This window comes from Candidatus Harpocratesius sp. (genome assembly GCF_054039255.1).
Genome location: NZ_JBPLBG010000059.1, coordinates 23,612 through 29,611, shown reverse-complemented (window position 1 = coordinate 29,611; position 6,000 = coordinate 23,612). Strand labels below are relative to the sequence as shown.

The 6,000-nt window shown below is 28.3% G+C and carries 3 protein-coding genes; 1 reads left to right on the top strand and 2 read right to left on the bottom strand.

From position 1 onward, the window contains the following. Positions 1–594: 594 nt before the first annotated feature. Both wecB and ACXLDF_RS13545 read right to left on the bottom strand, forming a co-directional pair. Complete coding sequence (wecB, locus tag ACXLDF_RS13550; protein WP_457559076.1) at positions 595–1,683, bottom strand: non-hydrolyzing UDP-N-acetylglucosamine 2-epimerase; 1,089 nt, start codon at positions 1,681–1,683, stop codon at positions 595–597. A 1-nt stretch (position 1,684) separates the two neighbouring features. Continuing rightward, positions 1,685–2,893, bottom strand: a complete 1,209-nt coding sequence (locus tag ACXLDF_RS13545) for a glycosyltransferase (RefSeq protein WP_457559075.1) — start codon at positions 2,891–2,893, stop codon at positions 1,685–1,687. 1,330 nt (positions 2,894–4,223) lie between these two features. Here ACXLDF_RS13545 and ACXLDF_RS13540 point away from each other — a divergent pair. Then, positions 4,224–5,594, top strand: a complete 1,371-nt coding sequence (locus ACXLDF_RS13540) for a hypothetical protein (protein ID WP_457559074.1) — start codon at positions 4,224–4,226, stop codon at positions 5,592–5,594. Positions 5,595–6,000 lie beyond the last annotated feature (406 nt).

The following is a 6,000-nucleotide window of genomic DNA, read 5'->3' as shown; positions in this document are numbered from 1 at the left end:
TAATAGATGAGCATAATTGAAAAAATCGAATCAATTTTCTTACAATCATGGGAGGAACGATATAAGAATATACAAAAAGGAAAAATGCAGCCATATTTTGAGAGATAAAATATAACCTTAAAGACTGAGTGGAAAAAGAATCCTGTTTTATCGAAGATCTTGCTGAAAATACCTTAAAACATTGATAGAACCAAAAAGAAATCCCCTTTGCCAAATCAAGAAATGAAATTGGTGAGATTTATGAAGGATGGAACCAATTATGGTGGAATTATAGAAGAGGGCTAATCAATTATAAATTTTTCCGAAATCGATTCAAACGATTGTCATGTTTGAGCAAGAGTTCGAACAACAGAAATTTCGATTTTATGGGCGAGTATCGAAAAAATAAATCAACAAAATGATTTCAACTTTAGCAAATTATCACTTAAGATCTGTTTTTTAGGATTCAGAAGAATCATGGACGTATATTAGGAAGAAGCAACTAAATTTAACTTGAAACAATAAATATCTTAACAAAAAAAACGAACGAATTTCCAATGGCGTCGAAATATGACCCGATTAGAAGGAATTATAAGAGTTTAAGGCTTTTTTTACTCATAAAGATTTATGTGAAACCTCATGACTTTTTTCTAATATATAGTTAATAATTTTTTCTGCTGCGTCTCCATTGCCAAAGATTTTTGGATGCTCGTTCGGTATTTTAAAATTTCTGAAATTTTTTACAATTTCCTTTCTATTTGAACCAACAGTTTTTTTCCAACCATATTTTTCTATTTCATTAAACCAATTGATATTAATTAAAATTAATGTAGGTTTTTTCCAGAAATATGCTTCTCTCCTAACTCCCCCAGAATCAGTGAACACAAATTTGCAATTTTTTAATAATTTAGTAAATTCTAAATAGCCAAGAGGTGGTAATAATTCAATTTTTTTATTTTTTATTAATTCGTTCCATAAACCGAATGCTTGTAAATCTTTCTTTGTTCCTGGATGAACCGGCCATTTAATATTTTCATCGATATCTACTAATGCACCAATAATATTCTTTAAATTTTGAATATTTCTGCGATTTTCTTGCCTATGAATTGTTACTAAAATATAATCTTCATTTTTAGCAACTAAATTAAATTTCTTTTTTATGTGCAAGAATACATCATAATGAAGATCTCCGCTTAGAAAAATCTTATCATTTGGGTAACCTTCTTTTTTCAAGTTTTGAACATGCTCTTTAGTAAAGCAAATATTAAGATTTGATAAGCAATCTGCGATGATCCTGTTTGTTTCCTCTGGATTTTTTGGATTATTCCCTCTTACACCCGCTTCCAAATGGTAAAAAGGTATATTCAATCCATTACAAGCAATAGCAGCAGACATTGTAGCGTTTACATCACCATAAATGATTACTAAATCTGGATTATAATCTATTAATGTTTTTTCTATTTCAATAATAGTTTTCCCTCTCTGATAACCTAAAGAGCCTGAACCTACATTAAGATAATAATATGGTTCAGGAATATTTAATTCTTCTAAAAAGATTTTTGACATTTGGTAATCATAATGTTGTCCTGTGTGAAGAATTCTCCATTCGATTTCATTGTGATGGCTATTTTTTTCTAAAGCATGCTGTATTGCAAATTCTTTTATAAAATTTGGTCTTGTTGCGACAACAGATAATATTTTCATTTTACATTAACCTTCGATATAATTTCAGTAATCTTAACTTTGAAAATTCCCAATCATGTTTTTCCATAATTTTTTTTATATTATTTAAATAGGTCTTCTCTGATATATTTTTTACCTCTATAATAGCATTTTTAAGCGATTCAACAGACCCAGATTTATAATATGGGAGATAATTTCGAGTTAATTGGATTATATTAACCAATTTTGGAACAATTACTTTTTTTTTGAGCAATAAATATTCAAAAAGTTTATTTGGTGTATAGAGTCGATATAAAGGAATATTTGAAGCCAAAACTAAACAAATATCTGCGATACTAATATATTTATAAACTTCATTGGGCTCAACTGCCTTTAAAATTCTGATTTTTGATTTTAATGAATGTTTTATAATTTTTAGTTTGCAATGTTCTTTATATTCTCCATCTCCTAATATCAATCCTTTATATTCATCAGATAAATGATTGTCCTTAAATAAGTCAATAAAAATATCTAAATCTCTTCTTTTTGCTATCAATCCTTCATAAAGTATTATAATATCTGTTTTTTTAAAACCTAACTGTAATTTTAATTGTGATAATTCAAAATCTTTAAAAAATTGTCTTTTTTTCCCATTTAATTGAGAATTATTATCGATACTATTTCCAACCACCGCTATTTCCTTTTTAGGTAAATTATTTTCAATATATTTTTTCTCTAATTCATTAATAACGATAATACCATCGATATATTTCATATTGACTAGTTCTAATACTGAAAGAAATTTGAAGAAGATTGATTTTTCATTTTTATCAAAAATTGATGAAATAGATAGAGCTAAAGGTTCATGTCGATCCAAAATTATCTTTTTTCTGAACAAGACTTTAAATAATAAAAAAGGAAATGTTAAAAAATCAGGGGGATTATGTATATGAATTATAGAAGATTTTAGCAATATCTTTGTTTTTTTAAACATTAAAAAAAAAACACCAATAAACCCAAATAGATAATTTAAGATATATTTCAAAGATTTTGGAAAGTTATAATTAGAAAAATTAATAAATATTCGGTGTATTGTAAGCGAACTATCAAACTTTTCATATTCTGGTTTACATTTTTGCTTATAACAAAAAATATTAATATGTGAATTTAATTCTTTAGAAATTGAAATAGATTCTCGTAATATTCTAACATCTGGGTAATTACTAAGAGAAATCATAGAAATTTCCTTCATAATTTTTTCAGTAATACATAATTTTAAAAGATTCCTTGAGAATCAATAATATTTTTTATGAAAATTTAAGGATCTGATCCGATAAATTTTTCCAAATCTTTTTTCCGACGAAAAAATAGATCTGTATTTTTCATTCTGAAGAAAACCTAAAATTTTCAGAGACATCCAATGAAATACAAAATTGATTGGGTATGTTTTCTACGGATAATGAATTTAATTACCGGATATCGAGAACGCAGATTATTTTTGATCTAACTTATCAATTTTCTACAGAAATTGAATCGTGAATGAAAAATTCAATCTTTTTTTCCGAAACCTTTACAAAGGAGTGAAATTTATTGTATTTGCCAAAATACACACGCACCCAAAGGTTAACCAAGAAAGTTGTCCCCAATTATCTTTATCCTTGCATCTGCTTTAAAAGAATCGAAAGTTTATTCTCTTATTATTTTAGATCTAAAACTCAAGAGTTTATAACTTAATGAAATTCGCAATCATTTGAAAATCAACCATAGTTTTTAGATTAGCCATAGAAAGCTCCGAAAATTGATAATAAAATAAGGTAAAAAATCGATAAATATAAATCAATACTATGATGTAAAAGTTCTTCCGCGAATCAAGATTGCAGAAACGGATGAAATATACCAAGGTCATGATGAAATTAACATCGGTATTGTTGATAAAGAATCGAATTATCTCGTTGCACTTCAGCAGAATAATTCTAAAAATAAAGTATATTTTACTCAATTCGTTGCACCATTTCGTGATTTAATACCTTCATATCAAGTCTGGATTATTGACGGATTGAAATCTTATAATGGGCCATTAAACATGTACTTCTCAGGAATTCTGCATATTTTTTGTCATGTACATACCTGTAGAGATGTGAGAAAAGCCCAAGAACCCTACAACCGGAAAGCGTGGAAAATTTTTTAAAAAATAAAGAATCTTAAGAAGATCTAGCAATTTTTATTATTTTAAAGATTTTTGATTTTTCATATCATCAATATTCCAATTTTGCATATTTATCTCTTTTTTAATATAGTCGGGCGTTTTGAAGGAATATTACTCAAAAAACGATTTAAAATGAAGGAAGATTTGAATTATGACTATATTTTTTTAGTTTATTGAAAATTGATGTAAATTCATATTATATTATTTGGTAATGATTCGTGATTAAACCAAAAAGTTAATTAAAGCCCACTGATCGAATATCATTGATCTGCTAAAAGGGGCACGTATGTTTATATTAAAGTATTCTAGAAAGCCAAATATTGTTCAACATTAATTTTTGGACTATGTTCAACCGCCAATAAAGATAATTTTCGATATGTCAAATCCAGCGGAATATAGAAAAGGAAGAAAGATACTTTATCCTCAAAAACCTCCAAAGAAATGCGGACGTAAAAAACGAAGATTATTTGGTAGAGTAACATGTCTTTTTGATTACTTTGTGAAGGGCAAATCAACAGAAATGAAAGTATGTTATCTACTTCGATTTCCTCGCTATCTACGAGCACCTTCAGAAGAAAGAAAAGTGTATTTCAGCCAAACAGATGCCGCATTATATTGGGAAGTACGGAATTTTACAGGGTTTTATGATGACCTATTTCTCACGCAAGATTTATCATATTGGGATGAGTGGGAGACCATACTAGAAAAAAGTGGAAATTTACGAAATATTACCTGTTTGCACGATATGTTTATTTATGAATGTTTGCGGATTCATTTAGGAATTGAGCATTATTCTAAATTCTGGCGTATTTTGTCAATTTTTAATCCTACTGCGATTTTTCCGCTTTTAAATTGTCTCAATTTTGTTCCTACTGTGCAAGATTTCAGTGATTTTTATCATAATACACCTTTAGATGTATTTAAAGAGTATTTCTTTTCATTAGTCAGGCAACTTGTCAATCGGAGAATAATCACTTATAGAATTCTTATTTGGGATTGTCAATTTGTACATTCTAATTCGTCTGACTATAAATCATCCAAATCAAAATTTTATTCAGACAAAGATGCAAGATTGGGAAGACATAATAATAAATTTTTAGGGATAGGCTATATGGCTTCAACTCTCTATGCCTTTTGCGGCGATATTATCGCACCGGTGTTCTGTTTACACTTTCTTGCAAATGTGAATGATAAAAAAATTTTTTATGAAACTATGATTTACTTTTTCATATTGGTAAAGCAACCTGTAAAAGTAGTTCTAGGTGATAGAGGTACTTATTCAATAAAGAATCTGCAATTATTGGCTCAGCATGGGGTAATTGGAATGATTGGAGCGACAAAAAATATTAAAAAGCATAATATTGTTAAATTAGAAAATAATGTGTTAATAAATCGCGATTTCGTTCCTTCTTCATGGTCCAATGATGATTTGCATAAGCTTTATGATATAAGAACCTCGATTGAGCACCAATTTTCTCATAACACGCTGGTTTACAATGCCAGACGTGTCAATGTCCGCGGAATTGCGGATATAGGTAAGTATAGATATATGATTCTTTGCTTAGATTTGCTAAAAATAATTGCATGTCATAAATTGGGTCGTGGCGATTTGTTCCAGCATCATACAGCGTTTTCTCAAATGAGAGGTGGATATATTGCGCATATGCTACGAATGACATTTGAATCTCAAGGATATAAGTTATTAAAGCAAGAACCACATTCGAAAATCCGACAAAAACAAAAATAGGATAAACGTAAATATCGAGGTAAAAAATAAGTAGAAAAAATCAAAAAGTCTTAATTGAGAGATTTACCTAGATCCTCTTAAAGAAAAGCAATATATCATACGAAATCGAATCAAAAATAACCAAAATCAAGGCCTTCTTCTACAATAAGAGATTGAAAGAATTTCATTTGAACAGGAACAATTATGTAAAGTGCAAATATTAAAAAGATATTCAAAAACAAGAAAATGTCAAAAAATTCGGCATAATAGAGTAAAGATTTGATTAGATTAAGAAGTACAGTATGAAGATGTAAAAAGCAAATAAAAAAGCAAGAAGAAATATTTGAAATACGGAATAAAAAAAATAGAAGAAGCCGAAAAAACCTATTCAAAACAAAAAACTGTTGCTCTCTAAACAAGGCGAATA

What these genes read in the sequence shown, in the direction of transcription:
- wecB (WP_457559076.1), bottom strand. Translation starts at nt 1,683, where the DNA reads ATGAAAATATTATCTGTTGTCGCAACAAGACCAAATTTTATAAAAGAA.
- ACXLDF_RS13545 (WP_457559075.1), bottom strand. Translation starts at nt 2,893, where the DNA reads ATGAAGGAAATTTCTATGATTTCTCTTAGTAATTACCCAGATGTTAGA.
- ACXLDF_RS13540 (WP_457559074.1), top strand. Translation starts at nt 4,224, where the DNA reads ATGTCAAATCCAGCGGAATATAGAAAAGGAAGAAAGATACTTTATCCT.